This is a genomic window from Pseudomonas sp. SWRI77 (assembly GCF_014269105.1).
GTDB classification, from domain to species: Bacteria; Pseudomonadota; Gammaproteobacteria; order Pseudomonadales; family Pseudomonadaceae; genus Aquipseudomonas; species Aquipseudomonas capeferrum.
Genome location: NZ_JABWRV010000011.1, coordinates 131,799 through 151,791 on the forward strand (window position 1 = coordinate 131,799; position 19,993 = coordinate 151,791).

A 19,993-nucleotide genomic window follows, 5' to 3' on the forward strand; every position below is an offset into this window, starting at 1 on the left:
GGTCAAATCCTCACTGGGCCGCGACGGCTGGCGTGTTGTAAAGCACGATCGCAGCGGTCACCAGCAAATTGATCAGGGTCAGCGGCAGGCAGAACTTCCAGCTGAAGTCCATCACCTGGTCATAGCGTGGGCGCGGGATCGAGGCGCGCAGCAGGATGAACAGCATGATGAAGAACGCGGTTTTCAGCGCGAACCACAGGAACGGCACCTGCGGCAGGATACCGAACGGGCCGTGCCAGCCGCCGAAGAACAGGGTCACCAGCAGCGCCGAGATGAGGATGATGCCGATGTACTCACCGACGAAGAACATGCCCCATTTCATGCCGGCATACTCGATGTGGTAGCCGTCGGCCAGTTCCTGTTCCGCTTCTGGCTGGTCGAACGGGTGACGGTGAGTCACGGCGACGCCAGCGATGAAGAAGGTGCAGAAGCCGAAGAACTGCGGAATGATGAACCACAGGTTCTGGGCCTGGTATTCAACGATGTCGCGCATGTTGAACGAACCCACCTGCACCACCACGCCCATCAGCGCCAGGCCCAGGAACACCTCGTACGAAACGGTCTGTGCCGACGCCCGCAGGCTGCCCAGCAAGGCGTACTTGTTGTTCGACGACCAACCGGCGAACAGTACGGCGTATACCGACAGGCCAGCCATGGCGAAGAAGAACAGCAGGCCGATGTTCAGGTCGGCAACGACCCAGCCCGGTGTGATCGGGATGATCGAGAAGCCGATCAGCAGCGCGCTCATGGCCACGACCGGCGCCAGGGTGAAAATCATCTTGTCGACGAAGGGCGGGTTCCAGTCTTCCTTGAAGAACATCTTCAGCATGTCGGCGGCGATCTGGAACATGCCGAACGGGCCGACACGGTTAGGGCCGTAGCGATCCTGCCACCAGCCCAGCAGGCGGCGCTCGACGAAGCTGAGCAGGGCGCCGCAGACCACGACGGCCAGCAGCACCACGATAGCCTTGACGACCTGGATGATCACATCGATCACTTCGGGGGTGAACCAGCTCATTGTGCTGCCTCCTGCAGGCCTTCTACGGGTGCACCGAAGATGGCAGGCGGAATGCCGGCCAGGCCTTTCGGCAGCGCGACCAGGCCTGCGCCCAGCTCTTCATTGATACGCAGCGGCAGGCGCAGGGCCACGCCAGCCACGTTCAGGCTCAGCAGCGCTCCTTCGTTGACACCCAGGCGGTCGGCTTCGGACTTGGCCAGGCCGACATAGGCGGCTGGAATCCGCGTTTGCACCGGGGCGGCGCGCGAGGAGCTTTCTTCGCTGCCGAACAGGTGGAAGAACGGTACTGCAGTCCAGGTGCCACGGGCCGGGTTGAAGGCGCCCGGGATGGCGTTGAACCAGTTCAGGCGATCGCCTTGCGATTCGATCAGGCGCACGCCCGGGTCACCGGCACGCAGGTGGCCGCCAACCTCGTCCTGGAACTTGTTCCAGGCTTGCGGCGAGTTCCAGCCCGGCGACCAGGCGAACGGCACTTGCTGGCGCGGTTCGGCGGAGCCCGAGTAGCCTTCCATCGAGAAGGCGAACGCGGTGTCCTTGTCTTGCGGGGTGCGTGGCTCGTGCACGCTGATGTTGGCGCGCATGGCGGTACGGCCGGAGTAGCGCAGCGGCTCACGGGCAAGCTTCATGCCCTTGATGCGGAAGGCGGCGCTTGGCGCAGCGTTGACGATGCCAGCCAGTTGCGGGGCGGCTTCGGCGCAGGCGCTGGTGACGTGGTCCAGCTGGGTCCAGTCGACCGGCTTGTTCAGCAGGGTGGCACGCAGGGCGTGCATCCAGCGCCAGCCTTCGTGGACCAGGATGCTGCTGTCCAGGTACTGCGGGTCGAACACCTGGAAGAAGCGCTGGGCACGGCCTTCCTGGCTGACCAGGGTACCGTCGCCTTCGGCGAACGAGGCCGCTGGCAGCACCAGGTGCGCACGCTCCAGGGTCGCGGTGTGGGAGTGATCGGCGACGATCACCACCTTGGCTGCGGCCAGTGCGGCATCGACCTTGGCGGCCGCTACGCGGGTGTACAGGTCGTTTTCCACGATCACGATGGCGTCGGCCTTGCCGCTGATGACCGCATCCAGCGCGGCATCGACGGACTCACCGCCAAGCATGGCCAGGCCGAGGCTGTTGGCCTCAGGCACAACCAGGCTCAGCGAACCGTTCTTGTCGCGCAGCTTCAGGGCCTTGGCGATGTTGGCGGCGGCTTCGATCAGGGCAGGGTCGGCCAGCGAAGTACCGGCAACCACCAGCGGGCGCTTGGCCGCGACCAGGGCGTCGGCGATGCGCTGGGCCAGGGCCTTGGCTTCGTCGTCCAAGCCAGCAACGGCCGGGGCGCTCGGGTCGATGGCGTGGGCCACGGCGAAACCGATGCGGGCCAGGTCGGCCGGGGCTGCGTGCACGCATTCTTCGGCAACGTCGTCCAGCTTGGTTTCAGCCAGGGACGCGATGAACAGCGGGTACAGCGCGTGCTGGCCGATGTTCTTCACCGCAGCGTCCAGCCAAGGCTGCACTTTCATTGCCTCGGCCATGGCTTCGGCCTTGCCTTTGGTGGCCTGACGTACGGCCAGGGCAACGCGGGCGGCGGTCTGGGTCAGGTCTTCACCGAGCACGAACACTGCGTCGTGGTCTTCGATGTCGCGCAGGGTCGGCACGGGCAGCGGGCTGTTGTTCAGCACGTTCAGGGCCAGGCGCACGCGGGCCAGTTCGCCTGCTTCCATGCCGGAGTAGAAGTACTCGGCACCGACCAGCTCGCGCAGGCCGTAGTTGCTTTCGAGGCTGGCGCGTGGCGAGCCGATGCCGACGATGGTGCGGCCGCGCAGCAGGTCGGCGGCCTTGTCCAGGGCGGCGTCCAGGCTCAGCTTGGTGCCATCGGCCAGGCGTGGCTGGCGTGGGCGGTCGGTGCGGTTGACGTAGCCATAGCCGAAGCGGCCACGGTCGCACAAGAAGTACTGGTTGACCGAGCCGTTGAAGCGGTTCTCGATGCGACGCAGTTCACCGTAGCGCTCGCCCGGGCTGATGTTGCAGCCGCTGGAGCAACCGTGGCAGATGCTTGGGGCAAACTGCATGTCCCACTTGCGGTTGTAGCGCTCGGAGTGGGTCTTGTCGGTGAACACACCGGTCGGGCAGACCTCGGTCAGGTTGCCGGAGAACTCGCTCTCCAGCACGCCGTCTTCAACGCGGCCGAAGTACACGTTGTCGTGGGCGCCGTAGACACCCAGGTCGGTGCCGCCTGCGTAGTCCTTGTAGTAACGCACGCAGCGGTAGCAGGCGATGCAGCGGTTCATCTCGTGGGCGATGAACGGGCCGAGGTCCTGGTTCTGGTGGGTACGCTTGGTGAAACGGTAACGGCGCTCGTTGTGGCCGGTCATTACCGTCATGTCCTGCAGGTGGCAGTGACCGCCTTCCTCGCACACGGGGCAGTCGTGCGGGTGGTTGGTCATCAGCCACTCGACGACGCTGGCGCGAAACGCCTTGGACTCGTCATCTTCGATGGAGATCCAGGTGCCGTCGGAGGCAGGGGTCATGCAGGACATGACGATACGACCACGGGTGTCGTTCTCGTCGGTGTACTGCTTGACCGCACATTGCCGGCAGGCGCCAACGCTACCAAGCGCCGGGTGCCAGCAGAAATAAGGGATGTCGAGGCCGAGCGACAGACACGCCTGTAACAGGTTGTCTGCACCGTTGACTTCGAGCGCTTTGCCGTCTACGTGGATAGTGGCCATTGTTCAAAGTTCTTCGTTGGCCCGCGTGAGCGGGCGTGGCTAATGGAAATCTGTATGCCTGCGGCCCGCCTCGAATCGTTCGGGCCGGCCTGCAGGCTGGCGGGTGGCACGGACCACCCGCAGCTCATCTTGTTATGCGCCGACCACGATCGGCCCGCTTGGCACTGGCTTGGCCAGGTTCGGGCGCAGGGTGTCGGCAGCACTGGCTGGGGCGACACCGGCCTCGAATTCGGAGCGGAAGTATTTGATGGCACTGCCCAAGGGCTCGACGGCACCCGGTGCGTGAGCACAGAAGGTGCGGCCTGGGCCGAGGAAGTTGACCAGACCCAGCAGGGTCTCGATGTCTTCGGCGCGGCCCTGGCCGTTTTCCAGCGCGCGCAGCATCTTCACGCTCCACGGCAGGCCGTCACGGCAAGGGGTGCACCAGCCGCACGATTCGCGGGCGAAGAACTCTTCCATGTTGCGCAGCAGCGAGACCATGTTGACGCTGTCGTCGACCGCCATGGCCAGGCCCGTACCCATACGGGTGCCGACCTTGGCGATGCCGCCGGCGTACATCTGGGCGTCGAGGTGCTCGGGCAGCAGGAAGCCGGTACCGGCGCCGCCTGGCTGCCAGCACTTGAGCTTGAAGCCGTCGCGCATGCCACCGGCGTATTCTTCGAACAGCTCGCGGGCGGTGACGCCGAACGGCAGTTCCCACAGGCCCGGGTTCTTCACCTTGCCGGAGAAGCCCATCAGCTTGGTGCCGTGGTCCTCGCTGCCTTCGCGGGCCAGCGACTTGTACCAGTCGTTACCGTTGGCGACGATGGCCGGGACGTTGCACAGGGTCTCGACGTTGTTCACGCAGGTCGGCTTGCCCCACACGCCAACGGCGGCAGGGAAGGGCGGCTTGGAGCGTGGGTTGGCGCGGCGGCCTTCGAGCGAGTTGATCAGTGCGGTTTCTTCACCGCAGATGTAGCGACCGGCGCCGGTGTGCACGAACAGCTCGAAGTCGAAGCCCGAACCGAGGATGTTCTTGCCCAGCAGGCCTGCGGCCTTGGCTTCGTCGATGGCGCGGTTGAGGTTCTTCGCTGCGGTGGTGTATTCGCCACGCAGGAAGATGTAGCCGCGGTAGGCCTTCAGGGCGCGGGCGCTGATGAGCATGCCCTCGACCAGCAGATGGGGCTGTTGCTCCATCAGCATGCGGTCCTTCCAGGTGTTCGGCTCCATTTCATCCGCGTTGCACAGCAGGTAGCGGATGTTCATGGATTCGTCTTTGGGCATCAGGCCCCACTTCACACCAGTGGGGAAGCCCGCACCGCCACGGCCCTTGAGGCCGGAGTCTTTGACCGCCTGGACGATGTCGTCCTGCGACATCTGCGCCAGTGCCTTGCGGGCAGCGGCGTAGCCGTTTTTGGATTCGTACTCGGCAAGCCATACCGGCTCGCCGTCGTCACGCAGGCGCCAGGTCAGTGGGTGGGTTTCGGCCGAACGCGCGATGCGGTTGGCCGGGCCGAAGGAAGTAATGGTCATACGTAACCCTCCAGCAGTTTGGAAACGCCAGTCGGCTGCACGTCGCCAAAGGTGTCGTCGTCGATCATCAGTGCCGGGGCCTTGTCGCAGTTGCCCAGGCAGCACACTGGCAGCAGGGTGAAACGCCCGTCTGCGGTGGTCTGGCCGAGGCCGATGCCCAGTTCGCTCTGGATCTGGCTGACCACGGACTCGTGGCCACCGATGTAGCAGACCATGCTGTCGCACACGCGGATGATGTGGCGGCCGACCGGCTGGCGGAAGATCTGGCTGTAGAAGGTGGCCACGCCTTCGACGTCACTGGCAGGGATGCCCAGCACTTCGCCGATCGCGTGAATGGCGCCGTCCGGCACCCAGCCACGTTCCTTCTGGACGATCTTCAAGGCTTCGATGGACGCCGCGCGCGGGTCCTCGTAGTGATGCATCTCGTGCTCGATGGCCGAGCGCTCGGTTTCGCTGAGGGCGAAACGGTCTGTCTGGATAAGCGTGCTGTTCATGCTTAGCGGTCCACGTCAGCCATAACGAAGTCGATACTGCCCAGGTACGCAATGAGGTCGGCGACCATGCTGCCTTTGATCACCGAAGGGATCTGCTGCAGGTGCGGGTAGCTCGGGGTACGGATCCGGGTGCGGTAGCTCATGGTGCCGCCATCGCTCGTCAGGTAGTAACTGTTGATGCCCTTGGTCGCTTCGATCATCTGGAACGACTCGTTGGCCGGCATGACCGGGCCCCACGAGACTTGCAGGAAGTGCGTGATCAAGGTTTCGATGTGCTGCAGGGTGCGCTCTTTCGGCGGCGGCGTGGTCAGCGGGTGATCCGCCTTGTACGGGCCTTCCGGCATGTTGCGCAGGCACTGGTCGATGATGCGGATACTCTGGCGCATCTCTTCGACACGGACCATGCAGCGATCGTAGGCATCGCCGTTGTGGGCCAGCGGCACTTCGAACTCGAAGTTCTCGTAGCCGGAGTAAGGGCGCGCTTTACGCAGGTCGAAGTCGCAACCGGTGGAACGCAGGCCGGCACCGGTAGTGCCCCATTCCAGCGCTTCCTTGGTGTTGTACGCGGCAACGCCGACGGTACGGCCCTTGAGGATGCTGTTCTGCAGGGCAGCCTTGGTGTACTCGTCCAGGCGCTTTGGCAGCCAATCGACGAAGTCCTTGACCAGCTTGTCCCAGCCGCGCGGCAGGTCGTGGGCGACGCCACCGATGCGGTACCAGGCCGGGTGCAGGCGGAAACCGGTGATCGCTTCGATCACGGTGTAGGCGCGCTGGCGGTCGGTGAAGGTGAAGAACACCGGGGTCATGGCGCCGACGTCCTGGATGTAGGTACCCAGGAACAGCAGGTGGCTGGTGATGCGGAAGAACTCGGCGAGCATGATGCGAATCACGTCGACCTTCTGCGGCACCTTGATGCCGGCCAGCTTTTCCACCGCCAGGACATACGGCAGGTTGTTCATCACCCCGCCGAGGTAGTCGATACGGTCGGTGTAGGGGATGAAGCTGTGCCAGGACTGGCGCTCGGCCATCTTTTCGGCACCACGGTGGTGGTAACCGATGTCTGGCACGCAGTCGACGATCTCTTCACCGTCCAGCTGCAGGACGATACGGAACGCACCGTGGGCAGACGGGTGGTTGGGGCCCAGGTTGAGGAACATGTAGTCCTCGTTGGCGCCCTGACGCTTCATGCCCCAGGCTTCCGGGTTGAAGCGTGCCGATTCCTCTTCAAGCTGCTGCTTGGCCAGGGTCAGGCTGTAGGGGTCGAACTCGGTGGCACGGGCTGGGTAGTCCTTGCGCAGCGGGTGACCTTCCCAGGTGGGCGGCATCATGATGCGGCTCAGGTGTGGGTGGCCGGCAAAGTCGATGCCGAACATGTCCCAGACTTCGCGCTCGTACCAGTTGGCGTTTGGCCAGATGCCGGTCACGGTCGGCAGGTTCAGGTCGCCTTCGCTGAGCGACACCTTGATCATCACGTCGCTGTTACGTTCGACCGACAGCAGGTGGTAGAACACGCTGAAATCGGCGGCGGGCAGGCCACGGCGCTGTGTGCGCAGGCGCTCGTCGACACCGTGCAGGTCGTACAACATGCTGTAGGGCTTGGCTACGCCGCGCAGGAAGCTGAGCACCTCTTTGAGCTGCGCACGCTTGACCCACAGCACGGGCATGCCGGTGCGAGTCTCCTGGGCGACGAATGCTTCGGCGCCAAAACGGTTGTTCAGTTCGACGACCACATCCTGGTCGTCAGCCTTGTAGGGCGGAATGAAAATAGCGTTGTCCGCTGTCATGGTCTCGGTCGCTTTGGGTCAACGTTAAGAATGAAGCCAGGCCGCCGGCTCCTTGGGGAGCGGGCGGCAGGTCGCTGGATCAGACTTCGTCGGGGCTGCGCAGGTTGGTTACTGCAATGCGCTGCTCACGACGCAGGTCTTTCTGGGCTGGCATCTCGGCACGGTAAATACCTTGATCACCAACAACCCAGGAAAGCGGGCGTCGTTCTTGGCCGATCGACTCCTGCAGCAGCATCAAGCCTTGCAGGAAAGCCTCAGGGCGTGGCGGGCAGCCAGGCACATAGACATCCACGGGGAGGAACTTGTCGACCCCCTGAACGACCGAGTAGATGTCGTACATGCCACCGGAGTTGGCACACGAACCCATGGAGATGACCCACTTCGGCTCGAGCATCTGCTCGTACAGGCGCTGAATGATCGGCGCCATCTTGATGAAGCAGGTACCGGCGATGACCATGAAGTCGGCCTGACGCGGCGAGGCCCGGATGACTTCGGCGCCGAAGCGGGCGATGTCGTGGGGCGCCGTGAAGGCCGTGGTCATTTCCACGTAGCAGCAGGACAGGCCGAAGTTGTACGGCCACAGGGAGTTCTTGCGACCCCAGTTGACCGCGCCACGCAGCACATCTTCGAGTTTCCCCATGTAGATGTTCTTGTGGACCTGGTCCTCTAGCAGCTGGTCGGTGACGGTTTCCCGTTCACCGACCGGGTACTGCTCGTTGGGCGCATCCGGATCGATTCTGGTGAGATTGTATTGCATTGCCAAAGCCTCATTGTTTCAGCTTCGCTTGCCGCTTGCGGCGACCTTCGGGAGCCCAATCAAGTGCCCCGACGCGCCAAAGGTAGACAAGACCTGCCAACAGAATTGCTATGAAAACGAGCGCTTCGACGAACCCGGTCCAGCCGCTTTCGCGGACGGACACAGACCATGCAAAGAGAAAGAGGGCTTCGATATCGAAGATCACGAACAGCATCGCGACCAGATAGAATTTGGCGGACAGGCGCAGGCGGGCGCTGCCGACGGGCAGCATGCCGGATTCGAAGGGTTCGTTCTTGGCGCGGCCCCAGGCCTTGCTACCGAGCAGGCTGGACAGGCCGAGCATGAAGGCACACAGGCCGACGACACCCAAAAGGAAGATGGCAAAGCCCCAGTTGTGGGCGATGAGTCCTGCCGAATCGGACATGCTAGAGATCCTTATACAGAGACCCAGCTCTGCAGTCTGAAATAAGTAGAGCGGCGACTTGGTGTCGCACATGCAGTGACCAAATGTCGCAGCTGAATCAATCGCGCTGATTTTATGGGTAAACCCGGTGCAAGTAAAATTTCTGTGGCAAATTTATTCGTAGGATTAAGAACAAAACTCTTTCGTAACTGGCTGAAAGCCTTGAAATTCGGGCATTGCGTGCGCTTTTGTTAATTATGTTTCTTGCGCGGCGTAACGAATTCGTAAGTTCGTAATGATAATTAATCGCATTAAATTTGATGCGTTGAAATTCTCCTTTAGTGAGCCTTGCAAGTTCATCGGGCTGCAGCGCTACTTGCAAATGAGAAAAACTCTCGTTCTAGCAGCTTCCAAACCCTCGCGCACCGCTCTGGGTCAATACTTTATCGGTTGAGCCATTGTGGGCTGACGAAGTGATTGAGAGGGCATGGGGGTGGCGGGTGGCGGCTGCTACTGGGCTGCCCCAAGCATAGTCCGGATTCTGGGTTTTGCTTTTACCTGCCTTGGCGAAGGGGGTGGGGTTGGCAGGTGCTTGGCGTGAGGGGGTGGTGGCTATGAGATCGAGCGCCGCCCGCGCGGCGCTCGATCTCATAGCCGCTGAAAATATCGTGGCAAGCCCTTCTACAATAAAAAAGCCCGGGGTCCTCACGAACCCCGGGCCTCGCTTCACCAGCCCACTGCTATCAGTGGAACTGCTCTTCCTCGGTCGAACCAGTCAGTGCAGTCACCGACGAAGCCCCACCCTGAATCACGGTGGTCATGTCATCGAAGTAGCCAGTGCCCACTTCCTGCTGGTGCGCCACGAAGGTGTAGCCCTTGCTGGCATCGGCGAATTCCTGCTCCTGCAGCTTCACGTAGGCGGTCATGTCGTTGCGGGCGTAGTCGTGCGCCAGGTTGAACATGCCGTGCCACATGTTGTGGATGCCGGCCAGGGTGATGAACTGGTGCTTGTAGCCCATGGCCGACAGCTCGCGCTGGAACTTGGCAATGGTGGCGTCGTCCAGGTTCTTCTTCCAGTTGAAGGAAGGCGAGCAGTTGTACGACAGGATCTGGTCCGGGTACTCCTTCTTGATCGCTTCGGCGAAGCGGCGGGCTTCGTCCAGGTCCGGCTTGGCGGTTTCGCACCAGATCAGGTCGGCGTACGGAGCGTAGGCCAAGCCGCGGGAGATCGCCTGGTCGAGGCCGGCGCGCACCTTGTAGAAGCCTTCACGGGTACGCTCGCCGATCACGAACGGTTGGTCGTACGGGTCGCAGTCGCTGGTCAGCAGGTCGGCGGCGTTGGCGTCGGTGCGGGCCAGAATGATGGTCGGCACGCCCGAGACGTCAGCTGCCAGGCGCGCGGCAACCAGCTTCTGTACGGCTTCCTGGGTCGGTACCAGTACCTTGCCACCCATGTGGCCACATTTTTTAACCGAGGCCAGCTGGTCTTCGAAGTGCACGCCGGCGGCGCCCGCTTCAATCATGTTCTTCATCAGCTCGTAGGCGTTCAGCACGCCGCCGAAACCGGCTTCGGCGTCAGCCACGATGGGCGCAAAGTAGTCGATGTAACCGTCGTCGCCTGGGTTCTTGCCGGCTTTCCACTGGATCTGGTCAGCGCGGCGGAACGAGTTGTTGATGCGCTTGACCACGGTCGGTACCGAGTCGACCGGGTACAGCGACTGGTCGGGGTACATGGACTCGGCCGAGTTGTTGTCGGCGGCAACCTGCCAGCCAGACAGATAGATGGCCTGGATGCCGGCCTTGACCTGCTGCACTGCCTGGCCGCCGGTCAGGGCGCCCATGCAGTTGACGAAATCTTTTTCTGGGCGGAAGGACGGGTGGGCACCTTGGGTGACCAGCTTCCACAGTTTTTCTGCGCCCTGGCGAGCCAGGGTGTGCTCCGGCTGCAGGGAGCCACGCAGGCGAACGACATCAGCGGCGGTGTAGGTACGGGTCACGCCTTTCCAGCGCGGGTTCTCGGCCCAGTCTTTCTCGAGGGCTGCAATTTGCTGTTCGCGTGTCAGTGCCATGGAAATAAACCTCGTCGCATCGATCTTGGGGTAATTGTGCTGATGCTCGGGTGCAGATCAGAGGCCTGACGGCTGTCCTGTCCGGGGGAGTGCGGCGGCGAACGCGAAGGCTCGAAGGGGAAGGAGGGGCAGGCCAGGCGAAGGTGTGCCCTGCAGGTCGGCTCGTGGTTGCCTTGCTGCGGTGCGACGCGATTGCCAGAACTGCGGTGATGCGCTTCCGTCCCTCGGGACAACTTCTTCGTTGCAGTCGCAATCCCGTCGAACCGCCTTGTGGGCCGTATAGACACGAGGCGCCTCCAGGGGTGGGAGGAGCACGCCTCGAAGGCCCTTGCCAGGGCCCCTGATTAGCGGGAGCGAGGCCATCATGCCCTTGGGAAAAAGTGCCTGTCAAATGTTTTGTAGTGACTTTTTTAGGTTACTACATCTTTGGTCTAATACGACTCGGCAGTCAGTTTCAAGGCCTTTGGTCGAGGCCTTGAATTGCCTGGGATCAGTCCAGAAGGTCGACTTTTACCCGTAAAGTCATGTTTTCGCCGCGCTGTGTGCTGTAGGTGTGGCTGGATGCGCTTCGATCGGCTTGGCTCTGCTGATTGAACCCCGCCAGGGTGATCCACTCGCCGAGCTTGCCGGTGACGGTCGTGTCGGTGCTTTGCACTTTCACTACATCGGCACGTTCCTGGCTGATACGGTCATTATTGGTGCTTATTTGCAGACGAACCGTCTCGCCGCTCAAGCTTGGGGTGACGTAGAAACCTTGGGTCACATTGCGGTATTCGGTGTTGCTCTGGATGCGCCCGTAACCGTCGGTGCTGGTACTGGTCACCGGTATGCTCTGGCCCACCTGGATCAGCGCCGCCTGGCCTTCGCTGGCCTGCACCTGTTGCAGGCCGCCTTCACGGTTGCTGGTGCCGTAGCGGATGACATGGGCGTTGCCGCGGTTGTCCTGGAAGTTGCTGTCGTTGTTGTCGACGCTGATCAGCAGGCGCTTGGGCGCGGTGTCCAGCTGTTGCAGCAGGCTGCGCAGGTCGTCGATGCGCTCGGGGCTGGCATTGACGATCAGCTTGTTCTCGAAGGCGCTGACGGTGCCGTCCTTGCCGATGAACGATTGCGCGGCGGGCAGCAACTCGGCACTGCTGCGGTACTGCAGCGGCATGACTTCGGTGGCGGCTTGAGCGCTCAGGCTCGCCGCCAGCAGCAGCGAGGCGAAAAAGGGGCGTAGCGGCATGTCCATGATCTCCGCAGGGGGAATCAACATGATGGCAAATTTGCTCAGGTTGTGCAGGCTGCACATCAACGACTGACATTGGGCTGCGGCTGAACCTTTGATTTGCCCCGGCAGTCGCAACCTCAGACGCCGCCGGGAGTGACCGCATGAAGCGCTGTGCCACGTTGTTGTTGTGCCTGTTCGCCAGCGTTGCCGGTGCGGCCGGCGACACGCTGCGCATCAAGCAACTTCAGCGTTGCGGTGACCTGCTCGATGCCAGGCGCCTGCAATGGTGCTTGCGCAGCGAAGGACTGGGGCCGCAGGTGCCTGCGGTCTGGCTCGGCGACGCGCAATTGGCGCAGGCCGATATCGAGCGGCAAGGCGATAACCTCAAGCTGACCTTGCACAGTACCGCCCAGCGCAGCGCGCCGCTGTGGATCGAGGCCGCAGGGCGCAAGAGCAACCCCGTCTGGCTCAGCCGCCAGGGCAGCCATGTGCTCGCCGCTGGCCCCGGGGAAGTAGCGAAGAACATGGATGGGCTGACCACGTACCTCGACCTGGTAAGCCTGTTGATCGAAGAAAAACACGACGGCCGCAAAGAAGCACAGCGTATCGCCGACAAGTTTGGCGCCAAGGTGGTCGGCGCCATCCCACCACTCAACGTCTATCAACTGCGCTTGCCGGTGCACGACCTGGTGCAGCGCGACGCGATGATCCTGCGCATGGGCAGTGAAGTCAGCGTCGATGCCGTGATTGTCGAAGAGTCCGCCCCCGAACATGCAGAGGAAGGTGACGGTCGCAGCCGCCAGGCCATGGACCAGGCAGACGAGTGGGCGGCCAACCGCTTCATGGATGCGCTGTATTTCTACCAGCGGCGCATCCCTGCTTCCAAGGTGGCGGTACAGAGCATTCGCGTCGGGGTGATCGAGCGCGATGTGGATTTCGACGCACCGGGATTCATCGGCTATCGCGGCGCCTGTGCGAAGGGCAATACCTGCCTGTATGGCCGGGATGGCAACCGTGCCGACAGCCACGGCAGCCATGTCGCCGGCATTCTCGCGGCTCAGGGTAAAGGCGTGGAAGGCGGGTTTCTGCCGGGGTTGGGCAAACCCAGCCCGGGCTTCGAGGTTATTGTCGAACGCAATTCGGATGCCGGTATCACCGCCAACATCGCGGCTTCGGTCAACCTTGTCGAAGACGGCGTGCGCGTTCTGAACTGGAGCTGGGGCATCCATCGGGTGGGCGCGAAAAATGTCGCGGGTGATGAAGTCGATTCGTTGGTCCGCTCGGGCCTGGCGATGAGCGGGTATGAGGAGCTGCTGGAAGAGTTCTTCCTCTGGTTGCGGGCCGAGCACCCAGACGTGGTGGTCATCAACTCGGCGGGCAACGGCGCCTCGTGGTCCGGCACTGACGAATACCGTTTGCCATCGTCGTTCATTACCGAGCAATTGCTGGTGGTGGGCGGCCACCAGCGCAGCGACAAGGCGGTGCCGGTCGAGGACCCGCAGCATGTGCGCAAGCGCCGCAGCTCGAACATCGACATGCGTGTCGATGTCAGCGCCGCGGCCTGCATCCGCCCCGCGGGTGCCAAGAGGCCACACTGTGGCACCTCGTATGCCACGCCGCTGGTGAGCGCGACGGTGGCGGCGATGTTGTCGATCAACCCGGCACTGACACCCGAGCAGGTCCGCATGTTGTTGCGGCGCAGTGCATTGACCTTAGGTACCGAGCAGGACTTCGAAGCCATGGATGCCGAGGACCTGACTGCGCCGATTTTGCCGTCTGAGCGGGGCGGGCGGCTGAACCACCCGGACCTGGGCCGCTCGGCGCGCCTGGACATGCAGCGTGCGCTGGACCTGGCGGTACAGAGCCTTGACCGGGTGCGTTGAGCGGTGGCCGCTGTTAGACAAATTCCGTAACATTGCGCCCCTTGCTTGCCAGCCCGTCCGCCTGGACCGACTCACAGGAACGCCATGAAACCCGCCCGACTCCGCGCCGACGTGCTCGCCGGCCTCACCACTTCGTTCGCCTTGGTGCCCGAGTGCATCGCCTTTGCCCTGGTGGCGCACCTCAACCCGTTGATGGGCCTGTATGGCGCCTTCATCATCTGCACCCTGACCGCGCTGTTTGGCGGCCGCCCCGGCATGATCTCTGGCGCTGCCGGCTCGATGGCGGTGGTGATCGTCGCGCTGGTGGTGCAACACGGGGTGCAGTACTTGCTGGCCACGGTGCTGCTGGGCGGGGTGGTGATGATTCTGTTTGGCGTGCTGCGCCTGGGCAAACTGGTGCGCCTGGTGCCGTACCCGGTGATGCTCGGCTTCGTCAACGGCCTGGCGATCGTCATCGCCCTGGCCCAGCTGGAGCACTTCAAGCAGGGCGATCACTGGCTCAGTGGTGCACCGCTGTACCTGATGATCGGCCTGGTGGCGTTGACCATGCTGGTGGTCTACGTACTGCCGAAGCTGACCCGCGCCGTGCCGCCCGCGCTGGTGGCCATCCTTGGGGTAGGCCTGCTGGTGTACCTGCTCGGTTTACCGACCCGTACCCTCGGCGACATGGCGCATATCGCCGGCGGCTTGCCGGAACTGGCACTGCCGAGTGTGCCATGGAACCTTGAAACACTTCAGATCATTGCCCCGTACGCAGTGCTGATGGCCATGGTCGGCTTGCTGGAAACCCTGCTGACACTCAACCTCACCGACGAGATCACCGAGAGCCGTGGCTTCCCGGACCGCGAGTGCGTGGCCCTGGGGGCGGCCAACATGGTCTCCGGGCTATGTGGCGGCATGGGCGGCTGCGCGATGATCGGGCAGACGGTGATCAACCTCAGCTCCAACGGCCGTGGTCGGCTGTCTGGGGTGGTCGCTGGGGTGATGATCTTGCTGTTCGTGCTGTTCCTGTCGCCGCTGATCGAGCGCATCCCGCTGGCGGCCCTGGTAGGGGTGATGTTCGTGGTTGCCCAGCAGACCTTTGCCTGGGCCTCGTTGCGCGTGTTGCACAAGGTGCCGGTCAGCGATGTGCTGGCGATCATTGCGGTGACCGTCGTCACGGTGTTCACCGACCTGGCCATGGCCGTGCTGTTCGGTATCGTCATCGCGGCGGTGAACTTTGCCTGGCAGCATGCCCGGGAGTTGTATGCCGACAGCCACGAGGACGGCGAGGGGGGCAAGCGCTACCAGGTGCATGGCACGCTGTTCTTTGCCTCGGTCACGCCGTTTCTCAACCAGTTCGATGCGGCGGGCGACCCGGCCAAGGTCACCCTGGATTGCCAGCACCTGAGCTTTGTCGACTACTCGGCAATTGCGGCGTTGAAGACCTTGCGCGAGCGCTATGCCAAGGCGGGCAAGCAGTTGCGGGTGGTGCACCTGTCCGAGCGCTGCAAGAAGCTGCTGAAACGGGCCGGCGAACAGCACTGAGCGTTGTCATGATCCGCGGTGGCAGCGGGCTCGCCCCGCGAATACCGGCGAAGCCGGTGCCAGGCAGCGGCAGTGTCTGGGCCGGCCTGTTCGCGGGGCAAGCCCGCTCCCACTGAGATCACGCCGGCTTTGGGCATCTGAGCAAGGCAGTTGCTGGGACTGGGCGCACGATCATTCGCCGCGGTTTTTCTTCACTATGCCGTCGGCGATGCTGGCCGGCGCCTCGGCATAGCGGGTGAACTCCATCGAATAGCTGGCCCGCCCCTGGGTCATCGAGCGCATCGACGTGGCATAGCCGAACATCTCACCCAGCGGCACCTCGGCACGAATCACCTTGCCGGCTGGCGTCTCGTCGCCATCCTGAATCATCCCGCGGCGTCGGCTCAGGTCGCCCATGATGTCGCCCTGGTATTCCTCCGGCGTCACCACCTCAACCTTCATGACCGGCTCCAGCAGCACCGCCCCGCCTTTTTGCGAGAGTTGCTTGGTGGCCATGGAGGCGGCGATCTTGTAGGCCATCTCGTTGGAGTCGACGTCGTGGTAGGAGCCGTCGAACACCGCCGCCTTCAGGCTGATCAGCGGATAACCGGCGAGCACGCCGTTCTTCATCTGCTCCTCGATGCCCTTCTGGATGGCCGGGATGTACTCGCGTGGCACCACGCCGCCGACGATCTCGTTGATAAACTCCAAGCCCTCCTGGCCTTCGTCGCCAGGGGCGAAGCGGATCCAGCAGTGGCCATACTGGCCGCGCCCGCCGGACTGGCGGACGAAGCGGCCTTCGATCTCGCAGGTGTTGCGGATCTTCTCGCGGTACGCCACCTGCGGCTTGCCGATGTTGGCCTCGACGTTGAACTCGCGGCGCATGCGGTCGACGATGATGTCTAGGTGCAACTCACCCATGCCAGAGATGATCGTCTGGCCGGTCTCTTCGTCGGTGCGTACCCGGAATGACGGGTCTTCCTGGGCCAGCTTGCCCAGGGCAACGCCCATTTTCTCCTGGTCGGCCTTGGTCTTGGGCTCTACCGCCACGGAGATGACCGGGTCGGGGAAGTCCATGCGTTCGAGGATGATCGGCTTGTCCATGTCACACAACGTGTCGCCGGTGGTCACGTCCTTCATGCCGATCAGCGCGGCGATGTCGCCGGCGCAGACGTCCTTGATCTCGGCGCGTTGGTTGGCATGCATCTGCACCATGCGGCCGATGCGCTCCTTCTTGCCCTTGACCGAATTGAGCACGGCATGGCCAGAACTGAGTACGCCGGAGTACACCCGGGCGAAGGTCAGGGTGCCGACGAACGGGTCGGTGGCAATCTTGAAGGCCAGGGCCGAGAACGGCTCGTTGTCGTCGGCGTGGCGTTCCAGGTGTTTTTCTTCATCGTCTGGGTCGGTGCCCTTGATGGCAGGGATCTCGGAGGGCGCGGGCAGGTAGTCGATCACCGCATCGAGCATCAGCGGCACGCCCTTGTTCTTGAACGAGGAGCCCAGAATCGTCGGCACGATCTGGTTGGCGATGGTGCGTTGACGCAAGGCGGCCTTGATCTCGTCGATGGTCAGTTCTTCGCCGTCGAGATATTTCTGGGTCAGTTCATCATTGGCATCGGCGGCCGCCTCGACCAGGTGTGCGCGCCATTCGTCGGCGAGCGGCCGAAGCTCGGCAGGGATCTCTTCTTCCCGATAGGTGGTGCCCTGGTCGGCGTCGTTCCAGTAGATGGCCTTCATCTTCACCAAGTCGATCTGGCCGATAAAGTGCTCTTCGCTGCCGATCGCCAGCTGGATCGGTACCGGATGATGCCCCAGGCGCTGGTCGATCTGCTTGACCACACGCAGGAAGTCGGCGCCCTGGCGGTCCATCTTGTTGATGTAGGCCAAACGCGGCACATGGTACTTGTTGGCCTGGCGCCAGACGGTTTCCGATTGCGGTTCGACCCCGTCGGCACCGCTGAACACCACCACGGCGCCATCGAGCACGCGCAGCGAGCGCTCCACTTCAATGGTGAAGTCGACGTGGCCTGGGGTATCGATGATGTTGAAGCGGTACTTGTCGGCAAACTGCTTGGTCGAGCCTTGCCAGAAGGCTGTGGTCGCCGCCGAGGTGATGGTGATGCCGCGCTCCTGTTCCTGGGCCATCCAGTCCATGGTCGCGGCACCATCGTGCACCTCGCCCATCTTGTGGTTGACCCCGGTGTAGAACAGGATGCGTTCGGTGGTGGTGGTCTTGCCGGCATCCACGTGGGCGACGATGCCGATATTGCGATACAGCTCGATGGGCGTTGTACGGGCCATGGCCGACTACCTGCGGGGATGCGGATTCTCCCAAGGTAGCAGACCGGAAGAATCCTGCTTTACCGCCGGGCCGTCAGTCGGCCTGGGCTTGCAGCAGCCATTGGCCGTCCACTTCGCGGGCCAGGCCGCTGGCGGGCAGCAGGGCCAGCAGGCGCTCGTGCAGGGTGGCGTCGGTAAAGGTCTTGAGCTTGGCCAGGTCCAGGGCGCCGACCAGGTTCAGGTCTTCCTTGTGGTACGACAGCCAGGCTTTTTTCAGCACCAGCAGCACGTCGCTGCCTGCGGTGGTGGCGAAGCGGCGGTTGAGCGCTCGGCCTTCGAGGGTGAAGTTGTGCTGATGGCTGTAGCTGTTCTGGTCGCCACCGTCACGGCAGCGGTGGCACTGGCACGGGCCTTCGGCGAACGCGTTGCGCAGGTAGTTGTTGAAGTCCACGACGGGCTTGAGGGACAGGCGTTTGTCGACCTCGAACAGGTCGGCGATCAGGGGTTCTTCGGCGCTCACTCGGGATCCTCGTGTGGTGTGGCGTGCATCGGCGGGCACCCTAACAGATCGGGGCATTCAGATCACCTGTTGGCGGCGGTGCGGCGATCCGAGTTGCCCGCGATCAGGCCAGTAGAGACAACAACGAAAGGCTGCCGTACTCTACGCGCCCACACGCCTACCTATCCTATTGAGGTAACCCGCTTGAGCAGCAAGTACCCGTACATCGCCACCGTGACCGTCAGCACCGAAGACCGTGGGGGCGATGTCGAGGCATCGGAGAACGCCAACATCCGTGTTGGCCTTGAAGCGGTGACTGAAACCCTGAAAAAGGTGCACTTCGTCGGCGCGCTCGCGGCCCCCGAAAAGCCCGCCACGCACATCTGCGTCACCCTGGAAAACGGCCTGACCTACTACGGCCCGATCGTCAACGGCCACGCCGAACTCGAAGGCGGCTGGATCGCCTTCGAGTCCGACATGCTCACCCCCGAAGAACTGGGCCTGTAACCCTCAGTTCAGCTCGGCCAGGCATTGCTCGAGGATATCCAGCCCTTCTTCGAGCACATTGGCTTCGATGGTCAGTGGTGCCAGCAGGCGAATGATGTGCCGCGCCTTGCCGCTGGGCATCAGCAGCAAACCCTTGGCCCGCGCCGCTTCCATCACCTTGGCCAGTTGCGCGGGGGCTGGGCTGCCGTCGGCATTGACGAACTCGATGCCGCGCATTGCACCGACGCCGGTCAGGCGGCCGATGAAGGGGTGCTGTTTTTTCCAGCGCTCCACGCGGCTGACGATGGCCTGCTCCTGGCGCTCGCCCCAGGTGGCGACGTTTTCGTCGGTCATCTGCGCCAAGCTTGCCAGCGCCGCCGCGCAGGCAATCGGGTTGCCCGAGTAAGTGCCGCCCAGGCCGCCCTTGGGCAGCGCCGCCATCAAGGGCTGACGCCCGACTACCGCACCCAGTGGCATGCCGCCGGCGATACTTTTGGCCAGCAGCAGCAGGTCTGGCTCGATACCCAGGCGAGGGAAGGCGAAACGCTGGCCGGTACGACCAAAGCCCGACTGGATCTCGTCGATGATGATCAAAATCCCGTGTTGGTCGCAGAAGCGGCGCAGTGCCTGGGCGAATGCCGGGTCGAGGGCGAGGAAGCCACCTTCGCCTTGCACCGGTTCAAGGATGAACGCTGCCACGTCTTCGACCGCCAGCTCGACGCTGAACAGCCGGTCCATGGCCTTGAGCGCCTGCTCGCAGGTGACGCCGGTGTCGGCGCTGGGGTAGGGCAGGTGGTAGACCGGGCCGGGTAGCTCGCCGACCCGTTGTTTGTAGGGGGCGACCTTGCCGTTGAGGTTCAGGGTGGCCAGGGTGCGGCCATGGAACCCCCCGTCGAAGGCAATGATGGCGCGTTTGCCGGTGGCACCGCGGGCTACTTTCAGGGCGTTTTCCGCCGCTTCCGCGCCGCTGTTGGTCAGCATGCCGGCCAGCGGGTAGCTGACGGGGACGAACTGGCTGAGGCGTTCCATCAGCTCAAGGTACGGGCCATGGGGCGCGGCGTTGAATGCATAGTGGGTCAGGCGGGTGGCCTGGGTTTGGATCGCCTCGACCACGGCAGGGTTGCAATGCCCCAGGTTGAGTACGCCGATGCCGCCGACGAAGTCGATATAACGTTTACCGTCGGTGTCCCAGACTTCCGCATTCTTGCCATGGGAAAGTGTGATGGGGTGAACGATGGCAATGGACTGGCTGATACTTTCCTGATTCATGGGGCACGCGGACCTTGTTCGAGTTTCTTATTATCCAAGCGTGCCAGCGGGTTATTCCGCAAACGAATTATTCGATTGCGGTCATTCCCTGGATTCATGATCTGGCCAG

General features: G+C 63.0%; 15 protein-coding genes. 3 read left to right on the forward strand and 12 right to left on the reverse strand.

Features of this window, described 5'->3' with window-relative positions:
- Positions 1-10: 10 nt before the first annotated feature.
- The 9 genes from nuoH to HU766_RS13290 all read right to left on the reverse strand — a co-directional run bounded on the left by nuoH (position 11) and on the right by HU766_RS13290 (position 11,973).
- Entirely contained in the window at positions 11-1,018 is a 1,008-nt protein-coding gene (nuoH, locus tag HU766_RS13250) for an NADH-quinone oxidoreductase subunit NuoH (RefSeq protein WP_186657391.1), read from the reverse strand.
- Positions 1,015-3,729, reverse strand: coding sequence for an NADH-quinone oxidoreductase subunit NuoG (gene nuoG / locus HU766_RS13255; RefSeq protein WP_186657397.1), 2,715 nt, complete (start codon positions 3,727-3,729; stop codon positions 1,015-1,017). The genes nuoH and nuoG overlap by 4 nt, the downstream gene beginning before the upstream one ends.
- A gap of 132 nt (positions 3,730-3,861) precedes the next feature.
- Positions 3,862-5,241, reverse strand: coding sequence for an NADH-quinone oxidoreductase subunit NuoF (gene nuoF / locus HU766_RS13260; protein WP_186657409.1), 1,380 nt, complete (start codon positions 5,239-5,241; stop codon positions 3,862-3,864).
- The gene (nuoE, locus tag HU766_RS13265) at positions 5,238-5,735 is read right to left on the reverse strand and encodes an NADH-quinone oxidoreductase subunit NuoE (protein ID WP_027592810.1); all 498 of its coding nucleotides are present in this window, start codon (positions 5,733-5,735) and stop codon (positions 5,238-5,240) included. The genes nuoF and nuoE overlap by 4 nt, the downstream gene beginning before the upstream one ends.
- A 2-nt stretch (positions 5,736-5,737) precedes the next feature.
- Positions 5,738-7,519: an NADH-quinone oxidoreductase subunit C/D gene (nuoC, locus tag HU766_RS13270; RefSeq protein ID WP_033699182.1), complete on the reverse strand. Its 1,782-nt coding sequence runs from the start codon at positions 7,517-7,519 to the stop codon at positions 5,738-5,740.
- A 79-nt stretch (positions 7,520-7,598) separates the two neighbouring features.
- Positions 7,599-8,276: an NADH-quinone oxidoreductase subunit B gene (locus HU766_RS13275; protein WP_012313769.1), complete on the reverse strand. Its 678-nt coding sequence runs from the start codon at positions 8,274-8,276 to the stop codon at positions 7,599-7,601.
- A 10-nt stretch (positions 8,277-8,286) separates the two neighbouring features.
- Positions 8,287-8,700, reverse strand: a complete 414-nt coding sequence (locus tag HU766_RS13280; RefSeq protein ID WP_003251427.1) for an NADH-quinone oxidoreductase subunit A — start codon at positions 8,698-8,700, stop codon at positions 8,287-8,289.
- 722 nt (positions 8,701-9,422) lie between these two features.
- Positions 9,423-10,748: an isocitrate lyase gene (gene aceA / locus HU766_RS13285; protein ID WP_033699180.1), complete on the reverse strand. Its 1,326-nt coding sequence runs from the start codon at positions 10,746-10,748 to the stop codon at positions 9,423-9,425.
- 490 nt (positions 10,749-11,238) lie between these two features.
- Positions 11,239-11,973 (reverse strand): secretin N-terminal domain-containing protein, encoded by a 735-nt coding sequence (locus HU766_RS13290; RefSeq protein ID WP_033700171.1) that lies wholly within the window; start codon positions 11,971-11,973, stop codon positions 11,239-11,241.
- Between the two features lie 146 nt (positions 11,974-12,119).
- Between HU766_RS13290 and HU766_RS13295 the strand changes: the two genes are divergently transcribed.
- Both HU766_RS13295 and HU766_RS13300 read left to right on the forward strand, forming a co-directional pair.
- Entirely contained in the window at positions 12,120-13,841 is a 1,722-nt protein-coding gene (locus HU766_RS13295; RefSeq protein ID WP_186657419.1) for a S8/S53 family peptidase, read from the forward strand.
- An 84-nt stretch (positions 13,842-13,925) separates the two neighbouring features.
- Positions 13,926-15,368, forward strand: coding sequence for a SulP family inorganic anion transporter (locus HU766_RS13300; RefSeq protein ID WP_186657421.1), 1,443 nt, complete (start codon positions 13,926-13,928; stop codon positions 15,366-15,368).
- A 171-nt stretch (positions 15,369-15,539) separates the two neighbouring features.
- On the opposite strand, the gene fusA is transcribed toward HU766_RS13300, so the two are convergent.
- Both fusA and HU766_RS13310 read right to left on the reverse strand, forming a co-directional pair.
- Positions 15,540-17,651, reverse strand: coding sequence for an elongation factor G (gene fusA, locus HU766_RS13305; RefSeq protein WP_033699174.1), 2,112 nt, complete (start codon positions 17,649-17,651; stop codon positions 15,540-15,542).
- A 73-nt stretch (positions 17,652-17,724) separates the two neighbouring features.
- Positions 17,725-18,150 carry a hypothetical protein gene (locus tag HU766_RS13310; RefSeq protein WP_186657424.1) on the reverse strand — a complete coding sequence of 142 codons (426 nt, stop codon included), beginning with the start codon at positions 18,148-18,150 and terminating at the stop codon, positions 17,725-17,727.
- A 183-nt stretch (positions 18,151-18,333) separates the two neighbouring features.
- Here HU766_RS13310 and HU766_RS13315 point away from each other — a divergent pair, with 183 nt between their 5' ends.
- On the forward strand, positions 18,334-18,636 hold the full coding sequence (locus HU766_RS13315) for a hypothetical protein (RefSeq protein ID WP_033699169.1): 303 nt from the start codon (positions 18,334-18,336) through the stop codon (positions 18,634-18,636).
- Positions 18,637-18,639: 3 nt separating this feature from the next.
- On the opposite strand, the gene HU766_RS13320 is transcribed toward HU766_RS13315, so the two are convergent.
- Entirely contained in the window at positions 18,640-19,884 is a 1,245-nt protein-coding gene (locus HU766_RS13320) for an aspartate aminotransferase family protein (RefSeq protein ID WP_047581219.1), read from the reverse strand.
- Between the last annotated feature and the right edge of the window lie 109 nt (positions 19,885-19,993).